The following is a 25,613-nucleotide window of genomic DNA, read 5'->3' as shown; positions in this document are numbered from 1 at the left end:
GCCCGCATCAAGCGGGCTTTTTCGTTGGCGCCAGGCGGAGGCTTATTGCACCTTGGCCTTGCTGCGCAGCTGTTCCTGGAAGTCGTTCAGCTTCTGTTGCTGCAGCTGCTGGGCGATCTGGGGCTTGAGCTCTTCCATGGAAGGCAGTTGGGCCTGGCGCACGTCGTCGACACGGATGACGTGCCAGCCAAACTGGCTCTTCACCGGCGCGTCAGCCATCTGGCCCTTGCCCAGTTTGATCATCGCCTCGGAGAACTCGGGCACGAAGCTGGAGGCCGTGGCCCAGTCCAGGTCCCCGCCGTTGGCGCCGGACCCAGGGTCCTTGGAGTCCTTCTTGGCGATGTCTTCGAACTTGGCGCCCTTCTTGATGTTGGCGATGATGGCCTTGGCCTGGTCTTCGGTTTCCACCAGGATGTGGCGGGCGCGGTATTCCTGGCCACCGTTGGCGGCGGCGAACTTGTCGTACTCGGCCTTGACCTCGGCATCGGTCACGGGGTTCTTGCGCTGGAAGTCGGCGAAGAGTTCACGGATCAGGATGGTCTGCAAGGCGAGTTCGGCCTGGGCCTTGTAGTCCTTGGAGGCCTTGAGGCCGCGCTTTTCGGCTTCCTGCACGAAGATTTCGCGGGCGATCAGCTCTTCCTTGATCTGCGCCTTCAGGTTGTCGTCAACCGGACGGCCAGAGCGCTCGACTTGCTGGGTGAGCGCTTCCATGCGGGAGGCGGGCACGGGCTTGCCGTTGACGATGGCGATGTTTTGAGCCATGGCGGGCATGGCCAGGGTGGTGGCCAGGGCCACGGCGGTCAGAGCGAGTTTCATGGGGGAGTGACTTCAGGGGGAGAAAGAAAAAGCGTCAGCGCTGGATTTCGATGGCCAGGGCGTGCAGCCCCGCGTCTATGTATGGTTGCAGCGCATCATACACAAGGCGGTGGGCTGCCACGCGGCCAATTCCATCGAACCGGGGGCCGCCGATGCGCACGCGGAAGTGCGTGCCGCGGCCCAGCTCGTTGGCGCCGGCGTGCCCGGCATGGGCGGCGCTCTCGTCCACCACGTGGACGGTCGTTGGCTGCAGCCTCTCGCGCAAGGTGGCTTCGATGGCTGCGGCAGTGGGCAATGGCTCTTGGGTCATGATGATTGGCTGGTGTCCTCGTCCTTCAGGTGGCGGGCGACGTAGAAGCCCTGGCCTACGATGAAGACGACCGGGAACACGTAGCCCCAGAGCTTGAAGTTGACCCAGTCTTCGGTGGAGTAGAAGGCAGCCACGTAGGCGTTGATGGCAGCCATGAACAGGAAGTACGCGGCCCAGGCCACGGTAAGGCGGGCCCAGACCGGATCGGGCAGGCGCAGCTGGCTGCCCAGCAGCATTTGCAGGAAGTTCTTTTTCCAGACCCAGAGCGCCGCCGCCAGCACGATGGCCATGCTGGCGTAAAGCACCGTGGGCTTCCACTTGATGAAGCGCTCGTCGTGCAGCAGGAGCGTGAGCGTGCCGAACACCAGCACCAGCACCAAGGTGACCTTCTGCAGGGTCTGCAGGCGGCGGTCTATCGCGTAGATGAGGCCTGTTTGCACCAGGGTGGCGGCCATCAGCACCGCCGTGGCGGTGTAGATGTCGTGCAGCTTGTACGCGGCTACGAACAGGCCAATGGGGAAAAAGTCGATCAGGAAACGCATGTGCGGGATTATCGTGGCTGCAGGTCCAGGGCAGCAGAGTTCATGCAGTAGCGCAGGCCGGTGGGGGCCGGACCGTCCTCGAAGACGTGGCCCAGGTGTGCACCGCACTGGCTGCAGACGGTTTCCACGCGCACCATGCCGTGGCTGTGGTCGATGATTTCGGTGATGGCTCCGGGTATGGCCTGAGAGAAGCTGGGCCAGCCGCAGCCGGCATCGAACTTGGTGTCGCTGTTGAACAGATGGTTCCCGCAGCAGATGCAGTGGTAGCTGCCGTCGGCCCAGACGCGTTCGTACTTGCCGGTGAATGGCCGTTCCGTGCGGGCGTGACGCGTGACCTCGTAGGCCAGGGGTTCGGCGTTCCTCTGCGCCAGCAGGGTGCGCCATTCGGTGTCGGTCTTCTCAATGGGGAAGGTCATGGTCATCCCTCCCGCCGAGCCGTCTCAAGGGAGGGATGCGCCCCCTTGGGGGGCAGCGAGCCGATGCGAGCGTGGGGGTTCATGGTTTAACTCCTAGCATGAAGGGTCAGGAAGAGCAACTGATCTGGATTTGTGCGGCCCAATCGGGGGGAAAGGCGGCGAGGTCATCGTGGCCCGGCAGGGCCGTGTAGGGCTGTTCCAGTGCCGCCTGAAGCCGTTCCAGTACGGAGAAGTCGCCCTGGCGGGCGTGGTGGATGGCGATCTCACCCAGGTGGTTGCGCAGCACCACGTGCGGGTTGGTGCGCAGCATGGCGTCACGCGTGGCGGTGGCGTCGAAACCGGGCTGGGCATGCAGCCGCGCACGCCAGCGGGCGGCCCAGGCGTCAAAGGCTTCGCGCTGGAGGAACAGGTCGCGCACCGGCGCGATGGCTTGACCGCTCTGTGCCGGGGTGGTGTCGGGCGCAGCGAACCCGGCCACCGCCTCACTCAGACGCCGCCAGAAGATGGTGAAGTCCACGCGGTCGCGGGCGAGCAGCTGCATCACGTCTTCGGTCAGCGCGGCGTCACCTTCCTGCACCTCGGCCAGGCCCAGCTTGGCGCCCATGCGTCGTTGCAGGGCGGCGGGGAACAAGGCCTTGTAGGGTTCAAGCGCGTTCAGCGCCTGCTGGGTGTCGTCCATCAACGGCAACATGGCCTGGCCCAGGCAGAACAGGTTCCAGTAGGCGATGTTGGGCTGGCGCGCATAGGCGTAGCGGCCAGTGTTGTCCGAGTGGTTGCAGATGTGGCCGGGATCGAAGGCGTCCATGAACTGGAAGGGGCCGTAGTCGATGGTGAGCCCCAGGATGCTCATGTTGTCGGTGTTCATCACGCCATGGCAGAAGCCCACCGCCTGCCATTGGGCCAGCAGCTCGGCGGTGCGCGCGCTCACGGCCTCCAGCAGGCGGGCGTATGGGTTGCCGTCGGCGTGGCGGCATTCCGGGTAGAAGTTATCAACGACGAAGTCCGCCAGGCGGCGCAGTGCGTCGTGCTGGCCCGTGTGGCAGAAGTGCTCGAAGTGGCCGAAGCGGATGAAGCTGGGCGCCACGCGGGTGACCACGGCGGCGGTCTCGATTTCTTCGCGGCGCACGGGCGCGTCCGAGCCGGTGACACAAAGCGCGCGGGTGGTGGGAATGCCCAGCGCATGCATCGCCTCGCTGCACAGAAACTCCCGGATGGAGCTGCGCAGCACGGCACGCCCGTCGCCCATGCGGGAATAGGGGGTCAGGCCCGCGCCCTTCAACTGGATTTCCTGAAGCCCGGCAACGCTGTCGCGTTCGCCCAGCAGGATGGCGCGGCCGTCTCCCAGTTGACCGGCCCAGTGGCCAAACTGGTGGCCGCTGTAGACGCTGGCCAGGGGCGACGCGCCTGGCGGCAGGCCGTTGCCGGTGAGGGCCTCCAGGTGCTGTGGCTGCTCGTGCCAGTCTTCGGGCAGCTCCAGGGCGCGTGCCAAGGGCGTGCTGCGGCCCACCCAATATGGCGCAGGCAAGGGTGTGGGGTGAAGGCGCGTGAAAAAAGCCTCGCCCAGGGTCTCGAAGCGGCTGGTCTGCAATTCCATGCGGGAATTGTCCCTGTTGTGGCGAGGCCCTGCCGGAGGCGGGGTGGTTGGCCGGATCAGTCTTCCGGCTTCAGTTCCGCGCTGGCGCTGCCGGTCTCTGCCAGGCGGTCCAGCGCTTCCTGGTCGAGGATGTCCACCCGCCCGAACTCCAGCGACACCCAGCCTTGCGACTCGAACTGCTTGAGCACGCGGTTGATGGTCTGCCGGGACAGGCCGGCCAGATGCCCCAGGTCTTCCTGGGACAGGGTGATCTTGCGGATGCCCGACCAGATGAAATGCTGCAGGTACTGGGCCACGCGCTCCTCGGGCGAGCGCAGGCGGCCCGACTCGATGGCCGACATGGCCTGCCCCAGGCGAAGGTTGAGCCGCTCAATCAGGTAATGGTTGAATGGCAGGCTGCGTTGGTAGAGCTGCTGGAAGCAAGCCAAGGGCATGCTGATGAGCGTGGTGTCGCGCAGGGCGACGACGTCGTAGCGCCAGCGTCCCCCCTTGATCACGGAGCCTTCGCCGAACCAGTCGCCCGCTGGCACACCCAGGAAGGCGGATATCCGGCCGTCTTCGGTGGAAGTCTGCAGCTTGACCATGCCCGACAGCACGCCGTGCCAGCCTTCTATGGCATGGCCCTTGTGCAGAACGGTCTCACCTTTGGCAGCGCGAACCAGCACCATGCGCTCGACCAGCTCGCGTTTTTCGGCAGCAGGCAAGGTTTCGAACCACGGCTGACCGTAGAGGAACAGGTAGGCAGGCGAGCGTGGTTCCAGGAGCATGGGGTGGCGGGGCAGGAGGAGGGTGCTGACCCCCGAAGTCTAGCCGCCGCCCAGCACCCTGGCGCATTTGCTCACCAGACCACGTGGCCTTTGAGCTTGGGGTCGAGGAAACGGCCGCCACGGGCGGTGATGCGGGTGGCCGCCAGCAGGACGTCGGGGTTCTGGTCCTTGGTCAGGTAACCGCACGCCCCCGCGTCAAGGGCACCTTGTGCCACACCGGCCTCGGCGTGCATGCTCAGCACCAGGATGGGCAGGCCGGGATGGCAGTTGCGAACGGTGCGGATCAGCTCGTTGCCGCAGAGGCCTGGCATGCTCATGTCCAGCAGGAGCAGATCCACCTCGTTCGCGTGCAGGCGCTGCAAGGTTTCGTCACCGTCTCTGGCCTCGTCTATGACGAGAATGTCCTGCGTCAACGCATAAAGCTGCTTGATCCCCTCGCGCATCATGGCGTGGTCGTCGGAAATCAGCAGGCGTATGGGCAGCGTGCCTGCCTGGGGGGCCTGCGGCGACATGACTTCAGTCTTGATTCGGTCCATGAGTGTTTCCATTGGGTCTGGCGCCTCGATGTGCAGCCACGTTCTGGTCAGCAGGCTCAGCGGGTGGATGCCGATGGCTCCGGCAAGGTCTTGCACCATGCGCAAGGTCGGACTCTTGCGTCCCCGCTCGAGACTGCTCAGGTGGGTGCGGCTGGATACCAGAGAAAAGTCTTCTTGGGTCAACCCCCGTGCTTTGCGAATTTCCTTCAAGGCTTTGCCGAACGCATGGCTCAATTGGGTCACGTGCTTTCCCCGCTTCCTTCCTGTGGCGGTGGCGTTTATACCGATGAGGGCATTCGCGTGACCACAGCCTATAGGAGTCACTTTCAGGATCTGAACCGCGGGTGGCGGGTTGGCGGATGTCGGTCGGGCGACAGATGAGGGCATGCCCGCGCGCTACGATGCATCGGTTGTGGCCCCCATTTCAATCACAAGGAGACTTTTCATGCTTGGCCTGATGCAAGACCAGCCGCTGCTGATTTCAGACCTGATCCGCCATGCGGAGCGCCACCACGGCGACGTGGAAATTGTCTCTCGGCGGGTGGAGGGTGATATCCACCGCACCACCTACCGGCAGGCGGCCGTGCGTGCACGCCAGCTTGCCAGCGCCCTGGACGGGATGGGCCTGGCCCAAGGCGACCGCGTGGCTTCGCTGGCGTGGAACGGCTACCGGCACTTCGAGATGTACTTCGGCGTGAGCGGTTCCGGGCGCGTGCTGCACACCATCAACCCGCGCCTGATCCCGGAGCAGGTCGCCTGGATCGTGAACCACGCCGAAGACCAGGCGCTGTTCTTCGACATGACCTTCTGGCCCATCGTCAAGGGCATACACGACAAGTGCCCGACGGTGAAGCGCTGGGTGGCGCTGTGCGACGACGTCCACCTGGCCAAGTTGACCGAAGGCGGGAGTATTCCTGGCCTGGTCAGCTATGAGTCATTGATCGCAGGCCAGCCAGAGAACTACGAGTGGCCGCGCTTTGACGAGAACAGCGCATCAAGCATGTGTTACACCAGTGGCACCACCGGGCACCCCAAGGCGGCGCTGTACAGCCACAAGTCCACCATCCTGCACGCCTACGCGGCGGCGCTCCCCGACGTGATGTGCCTGAGCGCTCGAGACAGTGTGCTGCCCGTGGTTCCCATGTTCCATGTGAACGCCTGGGGCATTCCGTATTCCGCCTGCGCGGTGGGTTGCAAGCTGGTGTTCCCTGGCGCGGCGCTGGATGGCAAATCCGTCTACGAACTGATGGACGCGGAGAAAGTGACCTTCGCCGCAGGGGTGCCCACGGTGTGGCAGATGCTGCTGACGCACATGGGGCAGAACAACCTGACGCTGCCGTCGCTCAACCGCACGGTGATCGGCGGCTCGGCGTGCCCGCCAGCCATGATCGACGCTTTCCGCGAGAAATACGGTGTGGATGTGCTGCACGCCTGGGGCATGACGGAACTCAGCCCGCTGGGCACGTTGTGCACCCTGAAGAACAAGCACCTTGACCTGCCGGCAGAAGAACAGATGAAGATCCGTCTTAAGCAGGGGCGGGCCATCTTCGGCATTGACATGAAGGTGGTGGGGCCGGATGGCGAGGAGCTGCCCTGGGACGGCAAGACTTCGGGCGACCTGCTGGTCAAGGGGCCCTGGGTGATTCGCGACTACTACAAGGGCGAAGGACCGGCGCCGTTGGCGGACGGCTGGTTCCCCACGGGGGACGTGGCCACCATCGACGCGGAAGGGTTCATGCAGATCACCGACCGCAGCAAGGATGTGATCAAGTCTGGCGGTGAATGGATCAGCTCGATCGATGTGGAAAACATTGCCATGGCCCACCCGGCTGTGCTGATGGCGGCATGCGTCGGCATGCGCCACCCGAAGTGGGATGAGCGCCCGATCGTTGTGGTGGTCAAGCGGCCCGGCCAGGAGGTCACGCGCGAGGCGTTGCTGGCTTTCTACGAAGGCAAGATTGCCAAGTGGCAGGTGCCCGACGACGTGGTGTTCGTGGACGCCATTCCCCTGGGCGCCACCGGCAAGATGCAGAAGATGAAGCTGCGCGAGATGCTGTCGGACTACAAACTGCCCGGCCTTTGAGTTTGACGCCCGGCCAAAGTCGCACAAGCGATAGCGGCTAGGGCAATCCCTGAGGGCGCATCAAGACGCCCCTTGTAAGCTGTGTGTCAATTCAACCACCCGCATAGGAGACAAAACATGAAACTTGTGTTGAAGACCCTCACCGGCGCAGCGGTGCTCGCTTGTGCATTCGCCGCGCATGCCCAGAAGGGCGAGACGGTGAAGATCGCGTGGATCGACCCGCTCTCGGGCCTGATGGCCCCTGTCGGCTCCAACCAGTTGAAGAGCTTCCAGTTCTTCGCGGAAAAGTTCAGTGGCGCCAACAATCCTGCGGGCGTCAAGTTTGAAGTCATCGGCATCGACAACAAGCTCAGCCCGGCTGAAAGCCTGACCGCGCTGCAGTCCGCCATTGACCAAGGCGTGCGCTACATCACCCAGGGCAACGGTTCGTCCGTGGCTGGCGCGCTGATTGACGCGGTTAACCGGCACAACGCCCGCAACCCGGGCAAGGAGGTGGTCTTTCTGAACCATTCCGCCGTGGACCCGGATTTCACCAACAGCAAGTGCAGCTACTGGCACTTCCGCTTTGATGCGGACACTTCGATGAAGATGGAGGCGCTGACCACCTTCATGAAGGACCAGCCCGACATCAAGAAGGTGTACCTGCTCAACCAGAACTACTCCCACGGCCACCAGGTGGCCAAATACGCCAAGGAAACGCTCAAGCGCAAGCGGCCTGACGTGGAAATCGTGGGCGAGGACCTGCATCCGCTGGCCCAGGTGCGCGACTTTGCGCCATACATTGCCAAGATCAAGGCATCGGGTGCCGACACGGTGATCACGGGCAACTGGGGCTCTGACCTGGCGCTGCTGGTGAAGGCCGCCAACGAGGGCGGCTACACCGGCAAGTTCTACACCTACTACACCGGCGTGACCGGCACGCCCACCGCGCTGGGCACGGGCAGCGAGGGGCGGGTGTACCAGGTCTCGTACAACCACTACAACATGGGTGGCGACATGGGCAAGTGGCAAGCCGAGTTCAAGGAGCGCCTGAAGGATGACTTCTACACCGGCTCCGTGATCCACATCTACAAGGCGTTGGGTGAGGCCATGGCCAAGGCCAAGTCCACCGATCCGGTCAAGGTCGCCGCCGCGATGGAAGGGCTCAAGTTCCAGAGCTACAACGGTGAGGTGGAGATGCGCAAGGCTGACCACCAGCTGCAGCAGCCGCTGTACCTGACACGCTGGCAGAAGGCCGATGCGAAGTTTCCCTACAGCCCGGAGAACACCGGCATGACGCTGGGTCTGGTCAAGGAGTTTCCCGCCTATGTGGCGAGCACGCCGACCAGCTGCGACATGAAGCGCCCGCGTTGATGCGGCGCTGACCAGCTGCTGCCTGGTCCGGCCGGGGAGGACCGGGCGGGTGGCGGTATATCCTCCCGTTTCCTTTTGTCCCACGCGGCATGCCTGCAAGGCACGCCGCTGGGGTATCTGTTGCGTTCAGGGCCCGCATGGGCCGGGAAAGACGGAACCATGGAGTTCTTCATCGTTTCCATGCTCAATGGCCTGAGTTACGGGCTGTTGTTGTTCATGCTGAGCTCGGGGCTTACGCTCATCTTCAGCATGATGGGTGTGCTCAACTTCGCGCACGCCAGCTTCTACATGCTGGGGGCTTATCTGGGCTATTCGATAGCGCAGGTGGTGGGTTTCTGGCCCGCACTGTTTGTGGCGCCGGTGCTGGTGGGGCTGCTTGGCGCGCTTTTCGAGAAATTGAGCCTGCGCAAGGTGCACAAATACGGGCATGTGCCTGAGCTGCTGGTGACCTTCGGCCTGTCCTACGTGGTGCTGGAGCTGGTGCAGCTGGTCTGGGGACGCACGTCGGTGGAGTTCCGTCCGCCCGAACTGCTGCAGGGCCCGGCGTTCACGCTGATGCACCACGCCAACGACACCATGGGCTTCGTGTGGGGCAGGGCAGCCGCCGAAATGTGCGGCGTGGCGGCGCAGACCATCTGCACGCCGTTCCCCGCAACGCGGGCGTTCATGATGCTGGTCGCCGTGGTGATGCTGGTCAGCCTTTGGCTGCTGATAACCCGCACGCGGGTGGGTCTGGTCATTCAGGCAGCGCTGACGCACCCCGACATGGTGGAGAGCCTGGGCCACAACGTGCCGCGCGTCTTCATGATGGTGTTTGGTGCAGGCACGGGGCTGGCCGGGCTGGCGGGTGTGATAGGCGGCAGCACCTTCGTGACGGAGCCTGCCATGGCGGCCACGCTGGGGTCGGTCATCTTCGTGGTGGTGGTGGTGGGCGGCCTGGGTTCGCTCTCCGGGGCGTTTCTGGCGTCGGTGCTCATCGGGGTGATCCAGACCTTTGCCGTGGCGCTGGACCATTCCTTCGTGAGCCTGGCGCAAGGTGCGGGCCTGGAGCTTTCGCAAGCCTTGCAGGACAACGCCGTGCTCAAGCTGACGCTGTCGCAGGTGGCGCCCATATTGCCCTACCTGTTCCTGGTGCTGATCCTGATCTTCCGGCCCAAGGGGCTGCTGGGCACGCGCGAGACTTGAGGTAAACCCATGACGACCGCTTACTACATCTTCAAACCCTACAACGTGGGGCGCTGGATCATCTGGACGCTGTTCGCGCTGGTGCTGCTGTTTGCGCCCAAGGTGTTTTCGAGCAACCTGTCCATCAGCATGCTGGCGCAGATGGGCATTGCCATCGTGGCCTGCCTTTCTTACAACATGCTGCTGGGGCAGGGGGGCATGCTGAGCTTCGGGCACGCGGTTTATACCGGCCTGGGGGCTTACGTGGCCATTCACACGCTGCTGCGCGTGGCGGACGGGGTGCTGCCGCTGCCGGTGAGCCTGATTCCGCTGGCCGGCGGCCTGGCGGGGATGTTCTTCGCCGTGCTGTTCGGCTTTGTGACCACGAAAAAGGCCGGCACGCCCTTTGCCATGATCACCCTGGGCATGGCGGAACTGGTGTTTGCCATGTCGCTGATGTTCTCGGGCTTCTTTGGCGGGGAGGCGGGCATTTCGGCCGACCGCATGGTGGGTGACCCGGTGATGGGCATCACCTACGGCCCGGCGGTGCAGGTGTATTACCTGATCGCCGTGTACACCTTTGTTTGCGTGGCGCTGATGTACGCCTTCACACGCACGCCGCTGGGCCGCATCCTCAACGCGGTGCGTGACAACCCGGAGCGGGTGGAGTTCATCGGCTACAACACGCAGAAGGTGCGCTACCTGGCGTTCATCATCGCGGGCTTCTTCGCGGGCATCTCGGGCGGGCTGGCGGCCATCCAGTTCGAGATCGTGACCGCCGAGGTGGTGGGGCCGCTGCGCTCGGGCGCCTACCTGCTGTTCACCTTCCTGGGCGGCGCCACCTTCTTCTTCGGCCCCATCATCGGCGGGGTACTGATGGTGCTGGCCTTCGTGCTGTTTTCCGAGATCACCAAGGCGTGGCTGCTGTACCTGGGCCTGATCTTCCTGTTCATGGTGATGTACGCCCCGGGGGGCGTGGCGAGCCTGGTGATGATGAACCTGCGCGTGGCGGCCTTCGGGCGGTTGCGTGAGCTGTGGGTGAGCTACCTTGCGCTGGGCGTGACCGCGCTGGTGGTGCTGGCGGGCGGCGGGGCGATGGTGGAAATGATCTACCACCTGCAACTGAACGCCGCGCTGGGCGATGAGGTGCGCTTCCTGGGGGTCGCCCTGCACGCCAAGCAGGCCACGAGCTGGTTTGGCGCCGCCTTCGTGCTGCTGACCGGGCTGGGCCTGTTCGAGCTGACGCGGCACCACTTTCGCCAGCAGTGGGCCGAGATACAGACCGACATTGAAAAAGAAATCAAACGCCGGGAGACGAGCTGATGAACGCCCCCTATGCACTGGAACTCAAGAATCTGCGCAAGAGTTTTGGCAAGACGGAGATCATCCGTGGCGCCGACCTGGCGGTGCGTCCGGGTGAGCGGGTGGCCATCATCGGCCCCAACGGGGCAGGCAAGTCCACGCTGTTCAACCTGATCAGCGGCCGCTTCGAACCCACCAGCGGCGAGATACTGCTCAACGGCCAGCGCATCAATGGCAAGAAGCCTTTCGAGATCAACCGCCTGGGGTTGAGCCGCAGTTTTCAGATCACCAACATCTTCCCCAAGCTCAGCGTGTTCGAGAACCTGCGCTGTGCCGTGCTGTGGAGCCTGGGTTACAAGTACACCTTCTTCAAGTTCCTGGCCGACCTGGAGGATGCCAACGAACGTGCCGAGGCGCTGATGGAGATGATCCGCCTTGACAAGAAGCGCGATGTGCTGGGCATGAACCTGACCTACGCGGAGCAGCGGGCGCTGGAGATCGGCATCACCATCGCGGGTGGGGCCAACGTGGTCCTGCTGGACGAGCCCACGGCGGGCATGAGCAAGAGCGAAACCCGGCGCTTCATCGACCTGATCCGCGAGGTGACCGTGGGCAAGACACTGCTGACGGTCGAACACGACATGGGTGTGGTGTTCGGCCTGGCCGACAAGATTGCCGTGGTGGTGTATGGCGAGGTGATCGCCTTCGACACGCCCGAGGCAGTGCGTGCCAATGCACGGGTGCAGGAAGCGTACCTGGGCTCGGTGCTGGCGGACGAACAGGCGGCCCAGGCCGCGCATTGACGAACCGGAGCCGTGAACATGCTGGAAGTCAACAACCTGCACGCCTACTACGGCAAGAGCCACGTGCTGCATGGCGTGCATTTCAAGGTGGGGCAGGGCGAGATCGTGGCCCTGCTGGGGCGCAATGGCTCCGGCCGTTCCACCACCGCCAAGGCGGTGATGGGACTGGTGGACTGCGAGGGCGATATTCGCTGGAAAGGCCAGTCGATCCAGGGCCGCAAGCCGTTTGAAGTGGCGCACCTGGGGCTGGGTTATGTGCCCGAGAACCGGGACATCTTCCCGAAGCTGACGGTGCACCAGAACCTGTTGCTGGGGCAGAAGGGCTCGGGCAAGGGCAGCCGCTGGTCGTTCGATGACATGTATGCGATGTTTCCGCGCCTGAAGGAACGCCAGCACACCGAGGCGGGGGTGATGTCGGGCGGGGAGCAGCAGATGTTGACGCTGTGCCGCACGCTGATGGGCGATCCGGATCTGATCATCATCGACGAGCCGACCGAGGGGTTGGCGCCGAAGATCGTTGAACTGGTGGCGGAGTACCTGCAGAAGCTCAAGAGCAGGGGGGTGTCGGTGTTGCTGATCGAGCAGAAGCTGACGATTGCCTTGAACATCTCGGACCGCACGCTGGTGATGGGGCACGGGAGCATCGTGTTCGAGGGAACGCCGACGGAGTTGAAGGCCAACCCGTATGTGCGCAAGGAGTGGCTGGAGGTTTGACGAGACAAACAGGTGACAGCCGCGCCTTGCACCACCTGAGTTTCTGCCTAGAATCAACGCAAATCGAACGATCGTTCGTTTTTTGCTTTACGGACCCTGAAGAGGAGACTTCATGACCGCACATTACCAAGCCCACGGCGAAGTGGCCGTGATCACCCTGGACAACCCGCCGGTCAACGGTCTGGGGCTGTCCACCCGCCAGGGCATCGTTGCCGGGTTGGCCCAGGCCGAGGCCGATCCCGCCATCAAGGCGATCGTGCTCACAGGCGCAGGCAAGGCCTTCTCGGGCGGGGCGGACATCAAGGAGTTCGGCACGCCCAAGGCCATCCAGGAGCCCAACCTGCTGAGTGTCATCCGCGCGGTGGAGAACACCACCAAGCCGGTGGTGGCCGCTGTCCACAGTGTGGCCATGGGTGGGGGGCTGGAACTGGCACTGGGCGCGCACTACCGCGTTGTGGCGCCCGGCTGCAATGTGGCCCTGCCCGAAGTGAAGCTGGGACTGATTCCCGGCGCTGGCGGTACGCAGCGCCTGCCGCGTGTGCTGGGCGTGGAAGCCGCGCTCAACATGATCGTCAGCGGCGAACCTGTGAAGAGCGAAATGCTGGCGGGCGTGCCCGGCCAGAAACTGTTCGACAAGCTGGCCGCGTCGCGTGAGTCCCTGATGGACGAGGCCATGGCCCTGGCGCGCGAAGTTGCAGCCCGCCATGCCGCCGATGGCTCCGCGTTTCCGCTGGTTCGCAATCTGCCCTGCAAGCACCCGCAGGGGGCGGCCTACTTCCAGTTTGCACGCAACATGGTCAAGGGCATGGCCAAGAACTTCCCGGCCCCCGCCAAGTGCGTGGACGCGGTGGAGCAAGCCACGCTGCGCAAGTTCGAAGACGGCATGGCCTACGAGCGCGAGACCTTCATCAACCTGATGTGGACGCCCGAGTGCCGCGCCCTGCGTCACCTGTTCGTGGCCGAGCGCGCTGCCAGCAAGATTCCCGACGTGCCCGACGACACCCCTGCACGCGCCATCCAAAGCGTGGCCGTGATTGGCGCGGGCACCATGGGCGGCGGTATCGCCATGAACTTCCTCAACGCGGGCATTCCGGTGAAGATGCTCGAGATGAAGCAGGAAGCCTTGGACCGTGGCGTGGGCGTGATGCGCAAGAACTACGAAGCACAGGTCAAGAAAGGCAAGCTCAAGCAGGACAAGTACGAGCAACGCATGGCCCTGCTGTCCACCACGCTGGACTATGCGGATTTGAAAGAGGCCGATCTCGTGATCGAGGCCGTGTTCGAGGATCTGGGCGTCAAGGAGCAGGTGTTCAAGAAGCTCGACGAGGTGATGAAACCCGGCGCCATCCTGGCGAGCAACACCTCGACGCTGGACCTGAACAGAATAGCCGCCTTCACCCAGCGCCCGCAGGACGTGGTGGGCATGCACTTCTTCAGCCCCGCCAACGTCATGAAGCTGCTGGAGGTAGTGCGCGGCGACGCCACCGCCAAGGACGTGCTGGCCACGGTGATGGCCATCAGCAAGAAGATCAAGAAGACGGCGGTGGTCTCGGGCGTGTGCGATGGCTTCATTGGCAACCGCATGATCGAACAATATGGCCGCCAGGGCGGTTTCTTGCTGGACGAAGGCTGCACGCCCGAACAGGTGGACCGCGCCATCGAGAAATTCGGTTTTGCCATGGGCCCTTTCCGCATGGGCGACCTGGCGGGCAACGACATTGGCTGGGCCATCCGCAAGCGCCGCTACGTGGAACAGCCCGACATGAAGTACAGCAAGACCGCCGACCTGCTGTGCGAAAAGGGGCGTTTCGGCCAGAAGACCGGGGCGGGCTGGTACGACTATGTGCCTGGCAAGCGCGACGCCATCCCCAACGCCGAGGTGGTGGCCATGATCGAGGAGCACCGCAAGACCCTGGGCATCACCCCGCGCAAGATTTCCGATGAGGAGATCGTCCAGCGTCTGGTGTTCAGCCTGGTCAACGAGGCGGCGCACATCCTGGAGGAGGGCATTGCCAACAAGGCCAGCGACATCGACGTGGTCTACATCTTTGGCTACGGCTTCCCGGTGTACCGCGGCGGTCCGCTGAACTACGCCAACGAAATCGGCCTGTTCAACGTGGTGCAGGCCATGAAGCGCTTTGCCCGCAACCCGCACGACGACGCCAAGTTCTGGGAGCCCGCACCGCTGCTGGCCCGCCTGGCCGCCGAAGGCAAGACGTTCTAAGCCCTACAGGAATCCATCATGACCAACGCCGTCATTGTTTCCACCGCCCGCACCCCTCTGGCCAAGAGCTGGAAAGGTTCCTTCAACATGACCCATGGCGCCACGCTGGGCGGCCATGCCGTGCGCCATGCCATCGAGCGCGCCGGCATTGACGCCGCCGAGGTGGAGGACGTCATCATGGGTTGCGCCAACCCTGAAGGTGCCACCGGCGCCAACATCGCGCGCCAGATCGCACTGGCAGCAGGCTGCCCGGTCACCGTTTCGGGTATTACCGTCAACCGCTTCTGCTCGTCCGGTCTGCAGACCATCGCCCTGGCCGCACAACGCATCATCGCGGGCGAAGGCGAGATCTACGCCGCTGGCGGTGTGGAGAGCATTTCCTGCGTGCAGCAGGAGATGAACATGCACATGCTCACCGATCCGGCGCTGCTCAAGGCCAAGCCCGAGATCTACTGGAGCATGCTGCAGACCGCCGAACAGGTGGCCAAGCGCTACAACATTGGCCGCGACGCCATGGACGAATACGGCGCGGCCAGCCAGCAGAAGGCCTGCGCGGCCCAGGCAGCTGGACTGTTCGATGCCGAGATCGCGCCCATCACCGTGACGGCGGGCATTGCTGACAAGTCGCTGGGACTCATCACCAGGCAGGTGACGGTGAGCAGGGACGAAGGCACCCGCGAAGGCACGACCAAGGAAGGCATCAGCGGCATCAAGCCCGCGCTGCCCGGAGGCCTGGTGAGCGCGGGCAATGCCAGCCAGTTCAGCGACGGTGCGGGCGCCTGCGTGGTGATGGACGAACGCGTTGCGCAGAAAAAGGGCCTGCAGCCGCTGGGGCGCTTCCTGGGGTTTGCCGTGGCTGGTTGTGAGCCGGACGAAATGGGCATTGGCCCTGTGTTTGCGGTGCCCAAGGTGTTGTCGCGCCTGGGCCTGACGGTGGACGACATCGACCTGTGGGAACTGAATGAGGCCTTCGCGGTTCAGGTGCTGTACTGCCGCGACAAGCTGGGCATTCCGGCGGAGCGGCTCAACGTCAACGGTGGCGCCATTGCCCTGGGACACCCCTATGGCGTTTCGGGCCAGCGCCTGACGGGCCATGCGCTGATTGAAGGCAAGCGCCGTGGCGCCAAGCGCGTGTGCGTGACCATGTGCATCGGCGGCGGCATGGGTGCTGCTGGCGTGTTCGAGGTCTTGTGACGCGAGGTTGACCATGAGTCTGCGCCCCACCGTCGATTTTCTGCTGTACGACTGGCTGGGGGTGCAGACCCTTGGCGAGCGTGAGCGTTTTGCCGACCACAGCCGCGAAACGTTTGATGCCGTGCTGGACACGTGCGAGCGCATCGCACGCGAGAAGTACGCGCCCTTCAACCGTCTGGTGGACACCCAGGAGCCGCACTTCGATGGCGAGAAGGTGGTCTTGCCGCAGGCCACCAAGGACGCCTGGGATGCCTATGCGGCCTCGGGCATGCTGAGCGCCGCGCAGAACGCCGAGATTGGCGGCATGCAGCTGCCCTACACGGTGGAGGCGGCGGGCAACGCCTTCTTTGCCATGGCTTCGGTGAGCATTGGCGCGGGCATGCTCACGGTGGGCAACGCCAACCTGCTGATGGCGCATGGCACACCTCTGCAGCGCGAGGTGTTCGCGCTCAACGAATTTGCCGGGCGCTTCTCGGGCACCATGTGCCTGAGCGAGCCGCAGGCGGGGTCGTCCTTGAGCGACGTGGCCACGCGTGCCGTGCCCGATGGCGACGGCGCCGAGGCCGACCCGCTGGGGCCGCGCTACCGGCTGCGCGGCAACAAGATGTGGATATCGGCGGGCGAGCACGAGCTGACCGAAAACATCATCCATCTGGTGCTGGCCAAGATTCCCGGGCCCGATGGCAAGTTGCTGCCCGGGGTCAAGGGGATCTCGCTGTTCATCGTGCCCAAGAAGCTGGTGGACACCCAAGGCCAACTGACCGGCGTGCGCAACGACGTGGCACTGGCGGGCCTGAACCACAAGTGCGGCTGGCGGGGCACCACCAACACGCTGTTGAACTTTGGCGAGGGGCGCTTTCCGGTACGGGGGCCTGGCGTGGGCACGGGCCTGGACGGGCGGGGGGCCGGTGCCATCGGCTACCTGGTGGGTGAGGCCGGGCAGGGCCTGCGCTACATGTTCCACATGATGAATGAGGCGCGCATTGGCGTGGGCATGGCCGCAACCATGCTGGGCATGGCCGGTTACCACGCCAGCCTGGACTACGCACGCAACCGCCCGCAGGGACGGCCACTGGGCGCTGGTGGCAAGGACCCGACACAGCCACAGGTGCGCATCATCGAACACGCCGACGTGAAACGCATGCTGCTGGCCCAGAAGGCCTACTGCGAAGGTGCGCTGGCCCTGGAGCTGTACTGTGCAAGGCTGGTGGACGAGCAGCACACTGGCGCGCCACAGGCCGCAGACGAGGCCCGGTTGCTGCTGGAGGTGCTGACTCCCATTGCCAAGAGCTGGCCCAGCGAATGGTGCCTGGAGGCCAACAGCCTGGCCATTCAGGTGCATGGCGGCTATGGCTACACGCGCGACTTTCCGGTGGAGCAGTACTGGCGCGACAACCGCCTGAACATGATCCACGAAGGCACCCACGGCATCCAGGGCATGGACCTGCTGGGCCGCAAGGTGCTGATGGAAAACGGGCGCGGCCTGCAGCTGTTGGCTGCCCACATGCAGGCCACCATCGAACTTGTCGAGCGGGTTCCCGAACTGGCCGCGCATGCCAGCGCACTGGCCCAGGCCCTGAACCAAGTGGGCGCAGCCACCCAGGCGGCATGGGCCACGGGTGACCCTCAAGCGGCGCTGGCCAACGCCGTGCCCTACATGCAGGCGTTCGGGCACACGGTGCTGGCGTGGATCTGGCTCGACGTGGCCCTGACGGCGCACCGTTCGCCCGACGACGCGGCGCGCACTGGGCGGCTGGCCGCCTGCCGCTACTTCTTCCATTACGAACTGCCCAAGACGGGTGCCTGGTTGCAGGTGGTGTCCAGTCGCGACCAGACCTGCGCCACGCTGCCCGAAGAGGCGTTTTGAACACACACGGAGACAAGACATGACTCGCACCATCCAACAACTGTTCGACCTGAAAGGGAAGACAGCCCTCGTCACCGGCGGCTCGCGCGGGCTGGGGCTGCAGATGGCTCACGCGCTGGGCGAGGCTGGCGCCCGCGTGATGCTGAGCGCCCGCAAGGCCGATGAGCTGGAGGCCGCAGTGCAGGAGCTGCAGGACGCGGGCATCGACGCCCGCTGGATTGCCGCCGACTGTGCGCAGGAGACCGACATACACCGCCTGGGCGCCGAAACGCTGGAGCGCATGGGCGACGTGGACATCCTCGTCAACAACGCGGGGGCGGCCTGGGGCGCACCTGCCGAAGACCACCCGCTGGAGGCCTGGGACAAGGTGATGAACCTCAACGTGCGGGGCTACTTCATCCTGAGCCAGTACCTGGCCAAGCACAGCATGATCGGGCGGCAGCGCGGCAGCATCATCAACGTGGCGTCCATCGCGGGCCTGGGTGGCAACCCCAAGGGCATGAAGACCATCGCCTACAACACCTCCAAGGGCGCGGTCATCAACTTCACGCGCGCACTGGCGGCGGAGTGGGGTGCCCACGGCATCCGCGTCAACGCCATCTGCCCCGGGTTTTTCCCCAGCAAGATGACGCGCGGCACGCTGGAGGCCATGGGCGAGGAACGGCTGGCCGCTGGCGCACCGCTCGGTCGCCTGGGCGACGACGAGGACCTCAAGGGCCTGACGGTGCTGTACGCTTCCGATGCAGGCAAACACATCACCGGCCAGTGGTTGGCGGTGGATGGCGGCGTCAGCATTGTCACCGGGGGGTGAGCGTGCGGCCGCTTCACGGAGGTTGAATGGATTTTCAAGTACGCATTCCTTTTGTCGATCACCTTGGTTTCCGGCTCGAACGCTGGGAAGGCGGCGAGGCCGAGCTGCACTACGACCCCGCGCCCGAGCACCTGAATTCCTTCAACGTGGTGCACGGCGGCGCGAGCATGACCCTGCTGGACGTGGTGATGGCCCACGCCGCGCGCAGCGTGCAACAGGACATGGGTGCAGTGACCATCGAGATGAAGACCAGCTTCATGCGCGCGGCGCAAGGGGCACTGGTGGCGCGCGGCAAGCTGCTGCACCGCACGGCCACCATGGCTTTCACCGAGGGCAGCATCTTCGACGCAGCAGGCAAGCTCTGCTGCCACGCCACAGGCACGTTCAAGTACGTGCCGCGTCTGCCGGTGGGGGCCCGGGCCACCCAGGCACTCAACACCATACGAACCGATTGACGCCTGCAATTGGCGGGTCTTATCTTCAGGAGCTTTTCATGCCCAGCAATATCCAGGTTCTGCTCGACAACCGCCCGCAAGGCGAGGCCACGACAGGCAACTTCAAGATCGTCACCACCGAAACGCCCGCCCTGCAGGACGGGCAGGTGCTGGTGCGCCACCATTACCTGAGCCTGGACCCGTACATGCGCGGCCGCATGAACGACAGCCGCAGCTACGCGCAGCCCCAGCCGCTGGGCGAGGTGATGATCGGCGGCACTGTCGGCGAGGTTGTGGACAGCCGCCACCCCAGGTACGCCACTGGCGACAAGGTGGTGGGCATGGGCGGCTGGCAGCAGTACAGCGTGGTGGACGCCAACCAGCCCGGCGCGCTGCGCAAGGTAGACACCACCCACGTGCCCATCAGCCATTACCTGGGCGCGGTGGGCATGCCGGGTGTCACGGCCTGGTATGGGTTGGTCAAGATCATCAACCCCAAGGCAGGCGAAACCATGGTGGTGAGCGCCGCCAGTGGTGCGGTGGGCAGCGCTTTTGGCGCGCTGGCCAAGGCGCGCGGCTGCCGCGTGGTGGGCATTGCGGGCGGGCCAGACAAGTGCGCCTACGTAAAGAACGAGCTGGGCTTCGACGACTGCATCGACTACCGCGAGCACAAGGACTACCTGTCGCTGGCCAAGGCGCTGAAGGTGGCGTGCCCCAACGGCATTGACGGCTATTTTGAGAACGTGGGCGGCATGGTGCTGGACGCCGTGCTGCTGCGCTGCAACGCCTTTGCCCGCGTGGCCATGTGCGGAATGATTGCTGGCTACGACGGGCAACCGCTGCCCATGCTCAACCCGGCGCTCATCCTCGTCAACCGCATGAAAATCGAAGGCTTCATTGTGAGCGAGCACATGGAGGTGTGGCCCGAGGCCTTGACCGAGTTGGGCACGCTGGTGGGCAGCGGCAAGTTCCGCCCGCGCGAGACGGTGGCGCAAGGCATCGAGTCTGCCCCTGAGGCTTTCCTGGGCCTGCTCAAGGGCAAGAACTTTGGCAAGCAGCTGGTCAAGCTGGTCTGAGCGAACAACGCACACCGAGGAGACGACATGCTCAAGACCTTGCAGGGCAAGACGGCGGTGATCACGGGTGCGGGCTCCGGCTTCGGGCTGGAGGTGGCGCGCATAGGTGCGCGCGCCGGCATGAACCTGGTGCTGGCGGACGTGCAGCAGGACGCGCTTGACGCCGCGCGGCGCGAGCTGGAGGAGGCAGGCGCGCAGGTGCTGGCCCAACGGGTGGACGTGTCCAACGCTGAGGCAATGGAGGCCCTTGCCAGCGCCGTCCAGCAACGCTTTGGCGCACCGCACTTCGTGTTCAACAACGCGGGCGTGGGTTCGGGCGGGCTGGTGTGGGAAAACACACTGGCCGACTGGAACTGGGTGCTGGGGGTGAACCTGTGGGGCGTCATCCACGGCGTGCGGCTATTCACGCCGATGATGCTGGCCGCAGCAGAAGCCGACCCGGCCTACCAGGGGCACATTGTGAACACCGCGAGCATGGCGGGCCTGTTGACAGCGCCGAACATGGGCATTTACAACGTGAGCAAGCACGCGGTGGTGGCGTTGACCGAGACGCTGTACCAGGACCTGCGGCTGGTGAGCGACCAAGTGAGTGCCAGCGTGTTGTGTCCGTACTTTGTACCCACGGGCATTGCCCACAGCGAGCGCAACCGCCCGCAGGACATGACCGACGAGAAGCTGACGCGCAGCCAGATGGTGGGGCGAGCGATGTCTGAGAAGGCGGTGAGCAGCGGCAAGGTGACCGCGGCGGAAGTGGCTCAGCGGGTGTTTGACGCAATGGCCGATGACCGTTTCTACATCTACAGCCACCCCCGTGCGTTGGGGAATGTGCAGACGCGGATGGAGGCGATTGTGGGGCAGCACAACCCGCCTGATCCGTTTGTGGAGCGGCCCGAGCTGGGGCAGGCGTTGAGGGAAGCGCTGCGGGCTGGTTGAGGCTTTCCTTCGTTGGTTGCCCTGGTTTGTGGGCGGCCAAGGCGTATGCGCCCAGGCGCTGGCGCTTCGACGAGGTGGCCGGTGCTGCGCACCGGCTCCCCTGCGATGCTCGATGCCGTGGCTACGCGGCAGAAACTCCCTACACGTTTCTAGCGAAACGCTCCGGTCGGACATCTGCCGCAAGTCAGTTACGAAGCGCGCTAAAGCGCGCAGCCACGGCATCTGCGCTTCTCGGCACCTCGTAAGGCGCGCCAGCCCCTAGGCGCACACGCCTTGGCAGAAGCATTTTTGGAGCACCACCGGTGGCATTCCAGCGCTCTTGTTGGCTGCGGCAGGCCTGGCCCTGTGGGGGCGATTTTCCGGGGTGGCTGTGTCTGGCGGCCTGGGGCTGGGCGCGCCTTTGGCGCGCTTCGTCAACTGACTTGCGGTGGCTGTTCGAACGGAGCGCTGCAAGCGCTCAGTGAGTTCCACCGCACCGGCCCCAGACAGGTGGACGCAGCGGAGTCGGCGCCAAGGCGCCGACCGCCACAGTATGAGCCCCCGCAGAGCCAGGCCTGTCGTAGCCCGAGAGGTATCTAAAGAGCAAACACCCCAAAACCCTAGGGTTTCCCCTCGCTCCGCAAATAATGTTTAAACCTAAACTATTCATCAGTGAAGCGTAAACAGCCTTAGCACGTCCCATACAAGGAGACCCCATGAAAATCGTCTGCATCGGCGGCGGCCCTGCCGGCCTGTATTTCGGCCTTCTGATGAAAAAGCTGGACCCCGGGCACGACGTGACCGTGGTCGAGCGCAACCGCCCCTACGACACCTTCGGCTGGGGCGTGGTGTTCTCTGACGCCACCATGGACAACATGCGTCAGTGGGACCGCGAGACCGCCGACGAAATCCAGGAAGCCTTCAACCACTGGGACGACATCGAGCTGCTGTTCAAGGGCCAGACCATCCGCTCGGGTGGCCACGGCTTTGTGGGCATCGGGCGCAAGAAGCTGCTCAACATCCTGCAGGCCCGCTGCGAAAACCTTGGCGTCAAGCTGGTGTTCGAAACCGAAGCCGAGTCCGACCTCGACTATGCCGACGCCGACCTCATCATCGCCAGCGACGGCATCAACTCCCGCATCCGCAGCCGTTACGCCGATGTCTTCAAACCCGACATCGTCACCCGCCCCAACCGCTACATCTGGCTGGGCACCAACCGCCTGTACGACGCCTTCACCTTCGACTTCCAGCGTACCGAACACGGCTGGTTTCAGGCCCACATCTACAAGTTCGACGCCAACACCACCACCTTCATCGTGGAATGCCCCGAGCACGTGTGGCTGGCCCACGGGCTGGACAAGGCCGACCAAGACCAGTCCATCGCCTTCTGCGAAAACCTGTTCAAGGGCACGCTCCAAGGCCACAAGCTGATGACCAACGCCCGCCACCTGCGCGGCTCGGCCTGGCTCAACTTCCAGCGCGTGGTGTGCGAACAATGGTGGCTGCGCAACGCCAACGGCAGCCACGTGGTGCTGATGGGTGACGCGGTGCACACGGCCCACTTCGCCATCGGCTCGGGCACCAAGCTGGCCATCGAGGACGCCATCGAACTCACCCGCCAGTTTCAGCGCCTGGGCGACAGCCCCGACAAGATTCCCGAAGTACTGGCCACCTACCAGGAGCTGCGCCGGGTGGAGACGCTGCGCCTGCAGAACGCCGCCTGGAACGCCATGGAGTGGTTCGAGGTGTGCGGCAAGCGCTATTGCGACCAGCTGGAGCCCGAGCAGTTCATGTACTCCATGCTCACGCGCAGCCAGCGCATCAGCCACGAAAACCTGCGCCTGCGCGACAAGAACTGGCTGGAAGGCTATGAGCGCTGGTTCGCGCAGAAGGCCGATGTCAGCGTGCCCGCCGGGGCGCCGGTTCCGCCGCCCATGTTCACGCCCTACAGCGTGCGTGGCGTCACATTGAAGAACCGCATCGTCGTTTCGCCCATGGCGCAGTATTCCGCCGTGGATGGGCTGGTGGCCGACTACCACCTGGTGCACCTGGGCGCACGTGCCATGGGCGGCGCCGGTCTGGTGTTTGCCGAGATGACCTGCGTCAGCCCCGAAGGCCGCATCACCCCCGGCTGCCCCGGCCTCTACAAACCCGAGCACACCGCTGGTTTCAAGCGCATCGCCGACTGGATTCACGCCAACACCGATGCCAAGTTCGCCATCCAGATCGGCCACGCCGGGGCCAAGGCGTCAACCCGCGTGGCTTGGGAGGGGATCGATCAGCCGCTGGAAAGCGGCAACTGGCCGATCATGTCCGCGTCGCCCCAGCAGTACCTGGAAGGTGTTAGCCAAGTCTCCCGTGAGATGACCCGTGCTGACATGGACGAGGTCAAGGCCCAGTTCGTGGCGTCCGCCCGGGCCGCCGCAGAAGCGGGTGCCGACTGGCTGGAGTTGCACTGCGCGCACGGCTACCTGCTGTCAAGCTTCATTTCACCGCTCACCAACCACCGCAGCGACGAATACGGTGGCAGCCTGACCAACCGCCTGCGCTATCCGTTGGAAGTGTTTGCCGCCGTGCGCGCCGTGTGGCCCGCTGACAAGCCGATGTCGGTACGTATCTCCGCACACGACTGGGTCGAAGGCGGCATCACGCCTGACGACGCGGTGGACATTGCCAAGGCCTTCAAGGCGGCGGGCGCGGACATGATCGACTGTTCCTCCGGCCAGGTGAGCAAGAAGGAAAAGCCGGTTTATGGCCGCATGTTCCAGACGCCGTTCGCCGACCGCGTGCGGCAGGAAGCGGGCATTCCCACCATCGCGGTGGGCGCCATCAGCGAGGCGGACCACGCCAACTCCATCCTGGCAGCCGGCCGTGCCGACCTGTGTGCTGTGGCCCGCCCGCACCTGGCCAACCCGGCCTGGACGCTGACCGAAGCCGCCAAGATCGGCTACGGAATGGTCAACTGGCCCAAGCAGTACCGCTCGGCCAAGGCGCAGATGGAAGCCAACTTCGCCCGCGAGAAAGCCATGGCAGCGCAAGGCGCGGGGGCCAAATGAGTGCGGTCATACGCCACGCCCTGGTGACGGGTGGCGGACAAGGCATTGGCGTAGCCGCCGTGCGTGCCCTGCGCGCGCTCGGCATGAACGTGACGCTGCTGGGCAGGCGCCTGCCGGTGCTGCAGGCCGTGGTGGACACGGGCCCAGCCCACCTGCACGCAGTGGCCGCCGATGTAGCCGACCCCGCCCAGGTGGCTCAAGCGGTGGCCAGTGCGCGCGAGAGGTTCGGGCCCGTGCAGGTGCTGGTGAACAACGCCGGGCAGGCGCTGAGCGCACCTTTCCACAAGATGGACATGGCGCTGTGGCGGCAGATGCTGGACGTGAACCTGACCGGCACCATGGTGTGCACACAAGCTGTGTTGCCCGACATGCTGGCCGCAGGCTGGGGGCGTGTGGTCAACGTGGCCAGCACGGCAGGGCAGGTGGGTTACGCCTACGTGTCGGCGTACTGTGCAGCCAAGCACGGCGTGGTGGGACTCACCCGCTCTCTGGCGCTGGAACTGGCGGCCAAGGGCATCACCGTCAACGCCGTGTGCCCCGGTTACACCGAAACCGACATCGTGCGGGAAAGCATTGAACGCGTGGTGGCCAAGACCGGCCGCACGCACGAGCAGGCGCTGGCCGAGTTCGTCAAATCCAACCCGCAAGGGCGCCTGGTGCAGCCTGAACAGGTGGCCGACGCCATTGCCTGGCTGTGCGGCGAAGGCGCGGCGGCCGTCACCGGGCAGTCCATCTCGGTGTCGGGCGGCGAGGTGATGTGAACAGAACAAACAAGGAGCAGACATGAACCTCACACAGATCGACCCGGCACTGCTGGCTGGCAACCGCCGTCCCATGGCCGCTTATCAGGCCACCCACTTCCTGTGGGAGGTGAACAACGGCACGGCCACCATCACGCTCAACCGCCCGGACCGCAAGAACCCGCTCACCTTTGACAGCTATGCCGAACTGCGCGACCTGTTCCACCAGCTCAAGTGGGCCGACGACGTGAAAACCGTCGTGGTCACTGGCGCGGGCGGCAACTTCTGCTCGGGGGGCGATGTGCACGAAATCATCGGCCCGCTGATTGCGCTGAAGGCCCCCGAGTTGCTGATGTTCACGCGCATGACGGGTGAACTGGTCAAGACCATGCGCGCGTGCCCGCAGCCCATCATCGCTGCCGTGGACGGCGTGTGTGCCGGGGCGGGGGCGATCGTCGCGATGGCGTCCGACATGCGGCTGGGCACGGCACGCAGCAAGACGGCCTTCCTGTTCAACCGCGTGGGTCTGGCGGGCTGTGACATGGGGGCCTGCGCCATCCTGCCACGCATCATCGGCCAGGGCCGGGCGAGCGAACTGCTGTACACCGGCCGCAGCCTGGGCGGGGAAGAGGGCGAGCGTTGGGGCTTCTTTAACCGCCTGTGCGCGCCTGAAGAATTGTTGGCTGAAGCGCAAAAGCTGGCAGCCGAACTGACGCAAGGGCCGAGCTTTGCCAACGGCATCACGAAGACCATGCTGCACCAGGAATGGGCCATGACGATCGAGCAGGCCATCGAGGCGGAAGCCCAGGCCCAGGCGATTTGCATGCTGACGGAAGACTTCTCGCGGGCGTACCACGCGTTTGTGGCCAAGCAGAAACCGGTGTTTCAGGGGAACTGAC

23 protein-coding genes are annotated in these 25,613 nt (G+C 64.6%); 16 read left to right on the top strand and 7 right to left on the bottom strand.

The annotated features are described in order from the left end of the window. Positions 1 to 42: 42 nt before the first annotated feature. The 7 genes from ACYVHH_RS09320 to ACYVHH_RS09290 all read right to left on the bottom strand — a co-directional run bounded on the left by ACYVHH_RS09320 (position 43) and on the right by ACYVHH_RS09290 (position 5,224). The gene (locus ACYVHH_RS09320; protein ID WP_460564864.1) at positions 43 to 816 is read right to left on the bottom strand and encodes a peptidylprolyl isomerase; all 774 of its coding nucleotides are present in this window, start codon (positions 814 to 816) and stop codon (positions 43 to 45) included. Between the two features lie 34 nt (positions 817 to 850). Beyond that, positions 851 to 1,126: a BolA family protein gene (locus ACYVHH_RS09315; protein ID WP_460564863.1), complete on the bottom strand. Its 276-nt coding sequence runs from the start codon at positions 1,124 to 1,126 to the stop codon at positions 851 to 853. After that, complete coding sequence (locus ACYVHH_RS09310) at positions 1,123 to 1,668, bottom strand: septation protein A (RefSeq protein WP_460564862.1); 546 nt, start codon at positions 1,666 to 1,668, stop codon at positions 1,123 to 1,125. The genes ACYVHH_RS09315 and ACYVHH_RS09310 overlap by 4 nt, the downstream gene beginning before the upstream one ends. 8 nt (positions 1,669 to 1,676) lie before the next feature. Beyond that, positions 1,677 to 2,084: a peptide-methionine (R)-S-oxide reductase MsrB gene (msrB, locus tag ACYVHH_RS09305; protein ID WP_460564861.1), complete on the bottom strand. Its 408-nt coding sequence runs from the start codon at positions 2,082 to 2,084 to the stop codon at positions 1,677 to 1,679. A gap of 106 nt (positions 2,085 to 2,190) precedes the next feature. Beyond that, on the bottom strand, positions 2,191 to 3,678 hold the full coding sequence (locus tag ACYVHH_RS09300) for a protein adenylyltransferase SelO (protein WP_460564860.1): 1,488 nt from the start codon (positions 3,676 to 3,678) through the stop codon (positions 2,191 to 2,193). A 56-nt stretch (positions 3,679 to 3,734) separates the two neighbouring features. Then, complete coding sequence (locus ACYVHH_RS09295; RefSeq protein ID WP_460564859.1) at positions 3,735 to 4,445, bottom strand: Crp/Fnr family transcriptional regulator; 711 nt, start codon at positions 4,443 to 4,445, stop codon at positions 3,735 to 3,737. A gap of 71 nt (positions 4,446 to 4,516) precedes the next feature. Further along, a complete protein-coding gene (locus ACYVHH_RS09290; RefSeq protein ID WP_460564858.1) occupies positions 4,517 to 5,224 on the bottom strand; it encodes a response regulator in 708 nt (235 codons plus the stop codon). Between the two features lie 202 nt (positions 5,225 to 5,426). On the opposite strand from ACYVHH_RS09290, the gene ACYVHH_RS09285 reads away from it, so the two are divergent. The 16 genes from ACYVHH_RS09285 to ACYVHH_RS09210 all read left to right on the top strand — a co-directional run bounded on the left by ACYVHH_RS09285 (position 5,427) and on the right by ACYVHH_RS09210 (position 25,612). Then, positions 5,427 to 7,064 (top strand): 3-(methylthio)propionyl-CoA ligase, encoded by a 1,638-nt coding sequence (locus ACYVHH_RS09285; RefSeq protein ID WP_460564857.1) that lies wholly within the window; start codon positions 5,427 to 5,429, stop codon positions 7,062 to 7,064. Between the two features lie 117 nt (positions 7,065 to 7,181). Next, a complete protein-coding gene (locus tag ACYVHH_RS09280) occupies positions 7,182 to 8,417 on the top strand; it encodes a branched-chain amino acid ABC transporter substrate-binding protein (RefSeq protein ID WP_460564856.1) in 1,236 nt (411 codons plus the stop codon). Positions 8,418 to 8,576: 159 nt separating this feature from the next. Further along, a complete protein-coding gene (locus ACYVHH_RS09275; RefSeq protein ID WP_460564855.1) occupies positions 8,577 to 9,602 on the top strand; it encodes a branched-chain amino acid ABC transporter permease in 1,026 nt (341 codons plus the stop codon). A 9-nt stretch (positions 9,603 to 9,611) separates the two neighbouring features. Continuing rightward, complete coding sequence (locus ACYVHH_RS09270) at positions 9,612 to 10,904, top strand: branched-chain amino acid ABC transporter permease (protein ID WP_460564854.1); 1,293 nt, start codon at positions 9,612 to 9,614, stop codon at positions 10,902 to 10,904. Continuing rightward, positions 10,904 to 11,686: an ABC transporter ATP-binding protein gene (locus ACYVHH_RS09265; RefSeq protein ID WP_460564853.1), complete on the top strand. Its 783-nt coding sequence runs from the start codon at positions 10,904 to 10,906 to the stop codon at positions 11,684 to 11,686. Before ACYVHH_RS09270 ends, ACYVHH_RS09265 begins: the two co-directional genes overlap by 1 nt. An 18-nt stretch (positions 11,687 to 11,704) precedes the next feature. Next, complete coding sequence (locus ACYVHH_RS09260) at positions 11,705 to 12,400, top strand: ABC transporter ATP-binding protein (RefSeq protein WP_460564852.1); 696 nt, start codon at positions 11,705 to 11,707, stop codon at positions 12,398 to 12,400. A gap of 112 nt (positions 12,401 to 12,512) precedes the next feature. After that, entirely contained in the window at positions 12,513 to 14,624 is a 2,112-nt protein-coding gene (locus tag ACYVHH_RS09255; RefSeq protein ID WP_460564851.1) for a 3-hydroxyacyl-CoA dehydrogenase NAD-binding domain-containing protein, read from the top strand. An 18-nt stretch (positions 14,625 to 14,642) separates the two neighbouring features. Beyond that, a complete protein-coding gene (locus ACYVHH_RS09250) occupies positions 14,643 to 15,818 on the top strand; it encodes an acetyl-CoA C-acyltransferase (RefSeq protein WP_460564850.1) in 1,176 nt (391 codons plus the stop codon). A 13-nt stretch (positions 15,819 to 15,831) separates the two neighbouring features. After that, a complete protein-coding gene (locus tag ACYVHH_RS09245; protein WP_460564849.1) occupies positions 15,832 to 17,685 on the top strand; it encodes an acyl-CoA dehydrogenase in 1,854 nt (617 codons plus the stop codon). 19 nt (positions 17,686 to 17,704) lie between these two features. After that, positions 17,705 to 18,496, top strand: coding sequence for an SDR family oxidoreductase (locus ACYVHH_RS09240; RefSeq protein WP_460564848.1), 792 nt, complete (start codon positions 17,705 to 17,707; stop codon positions 18,494 to 18,496). A 26-nt stretch (positions 18,497 to 18,522) separates the two neighbouring features. After that, positions 18,523 to 18,951 carry a PaaI family thioesterase gene (locus tag ACYVHH_RS09235; protein WP_460564847.1) on the top strand — a complete coding sequence of 143 codons (429 nt, stop codon included), beginning with the start codon at positions 18,523 to 18,525 and terminating at the stop codon, positions 18,949 to 18,951. Between the two features lie 38 nt (positions 18,952 to 18,989). Continuing rightward, positions 18,990 to 20,006, top strand: coding sequence for an NADP-dependent oxidoreductase (locus tag ACYVHH_RS09230; protein WP_460564846.1), 1,017 nt, complete (start codon positions 18,990 to 18,992; stop codon positions 20,004 to 20,006). Between the two features lie 27 nt (positions 20,007 to 20,033). Continuing rightward, positions 20,034 to 20,939 (top strand): SDR family oxidoreductase, encoded by a 906-nt coding sequence (locus ACYVHH_RS09225; RefSeq protein WP_460564845.1) that lies wholly within the window; start codon positions 20,034 to 20,036, stop codon positions 20,937 to 20,939. Between the two features lie 695 nt (positions 20,940 to 21,634). Further along, the gene (locus ACYVHH_RS09220; RefSeq protein ID WP_460564844.1) at positions 21,635 to 23,974 is read left to right on the top strand and encodes a bifunctional salicylyl-CoA 5-hydroxylase/oxidoreductase; all 2,340 of its coding nucleotides are present in this window, start codon (positions 21,635 to 21,637) and stop codon (positions 23,972 to 23,974) included. Beyond that, positions 23,971 to 24,735: an SDR family NAD(P)-dependent oxidoreductase gene (locus ACYVHH_RS09215; protein WP_460564843.1), complete on the top strand. Its 765-nt coding sequence runs from the start codon at positions 23,971 to 23,973 to the stop codon at positions 24,733 to 24,735. Before ACYVHH_RS09220 ends, ACYVHH_RS09215 begins: the two co-directional genes overlap by 4 nt. A gap of 22 nt (positions 24,736 to 24,757) precedes the next feature. Then, a complete protein-coding gene (locus ACYVHH_RS09210) occupies positions 24,758 to 25,612 on the top strand; it encodes an enoyl-CoA hydratase family protein (RefSeq protein WP_460564842.1) in 855 nt (284 codons plus the stop codon). Position 25,613 lies beyond the last annotated feature (1 nt).

Source organism: Hydrogenophaga aquatica (assembly GCF_054780915.1).
This window is presented reverse-complemented; position numbering and strand designations above follow the sequence as displayed.